The organism is Vibrio chemaguriensis (assembly GCF_012275705.1).
Taxonomy (GTDB): domain Bacteria; phylum Pseudomonadota; class Gammaproteobacteria; order Enterobacterales; family Vibrionaceae; genus Vibrio; species Vibrio diabolicus.
This window is the reverse complement of sequence record NZ_SHOE01000055.1, coordinates 1-1,561: the sequence shown is the minus strand read 5'-3', so window position 1 is coordinate 1,561 and position 1,561 is coordinate 1. Positions and strand designations below refer to the sequence as shown.

Sequence of the window (1,561 nt, the reverse complement as noted above, 5' to 3'; positions counted from 1 at the left end):
TAAGGAGGTGATCCAGCGCCAGGTTCCCCTAGCGCTACCTTGTTACGACTTCACCCCAGTCATGAACCACAAAGTGGTAAGCGTCCCCCCGAAGGTTAAACTACCTACTTCTTTTGCAGCCCACTCCCATGGTGTGACGGGCGGTGTGTACAAGGCCCGGGAACGTATTCACCGTGGCATTCTGATCCACGATTACTAGCGATTCCGACTTCATGGAGTCGAGTTGCAGACTCCAATCCGGACTACGACGCACTTTTTGGGATTCGCTCACTTTCGCAAGTTGGCCGCCCTCTGTATGCGCCATTGTAGCACGTGTGTAGCCCTACTCGTAAGGGCCATGATGACTTGACGTCGTCCCCACCTTCCTCCGGTTTATCACCGGCAGTCTCCCTGGAGTTCCCGACATTACTCGCTGGCAAACAAGGATAAGGGTTGCGCTCGTTGCGGGACTTAACCCAACATTTCACAACACGAGCTGACGACAGCCATGCAGCACCTGTCTCAGAGTTCCCGAAGGCACCAATCCATCTCTGGAAAGTTCTCTGGATGTCAAGAGTAGGTAAGGTTCTTCGCGTTGCATCGAATTAAACCACATGCTCCACCGCTTGTGCGGGCCCCCGTCAATTCATTTGAGTTTTAATCTTGCGACCGTACTCCCCAGGCGGTCTACTTAACGCGTTAGCTCCGAAAGCCACGGCTCAAGGCCACAACCTCCAAGTAGACATCGTTTACGGCGTGGACTACCAGGGTATCTAATCCTGTTTGCTCCCCACGCTTTCGCATCTGAGTGTCAGTATCTGTCCAGGGGGCCGCCTTCGCCACCGGTATTCCTTCAGATCTCTACGCATTTCACCGCTACACCTGAAATTCTACCCCCCTCTACAGTACTCTAGTCTGCCAGTTTCAAATGCTATTCCGAGGTTGAGCCCCGGGCTTTCACATCTGACTTAACAAACCACCTGCATGCGCTTTACGCCCAGTAATTCCGATTAACGCTCGCACCCTCCGTATTACCGCGGCTGCTGGCACGGAGTTAGCCGGTGCTTCTTCTGTCGCTAACGTCAAATAATGCAGCTATTAACTACACTACCTTCCTCACGACTGAAAGTGCTTTACAACCCGAAGGCCTTCTTCACACACGCGGCATGGCTGCATCAGGCTTGCGCCCATTGTGCAATATTCCCCACTGCTGCCTCCCGTAGGAGTCTGGACCGTGTCTCAGTTCCAGTGTGGCTGATCATCCTCTCAGACCAGCTAGGGATCGTTGCCTTGGTGAGCCCTTACCTCACCAACTAGCTAATCCCACCTAGGCATATCCTGACGCGAGAGGCCCGAAGGTCCCCCTCTTTGGCCCGTAGGCATCATGCGGTATTAGCCATCGTTTCCAATGGTTATCCCCCACATCAGGGCAATTTCCTAGGCATTACTCACCCGTCCGCCGCTCGACGCCGTTATCGTTCCCCGAAGGTTCAGATAACTCGTTTCCGCTCGACTTGCATGTGTTAGGCCTGCCGCCAGCGTTCAATCTGAGCCATGATCAAACTCTTCAATTTAAGATTTT

General features: G+C 53.4%; 1 rRNA gene. It reads right to left on the bottom strand.

Annotation, left to right across the window (positions count from 1 at the left end):
• A 16S ribosomal RNA gene (locus EX191_RS22730) occupies window positions 1-1,553 on the bottom strand.
• Window positions 1,554-1,561: the final 8 nt, after the last annotated feature.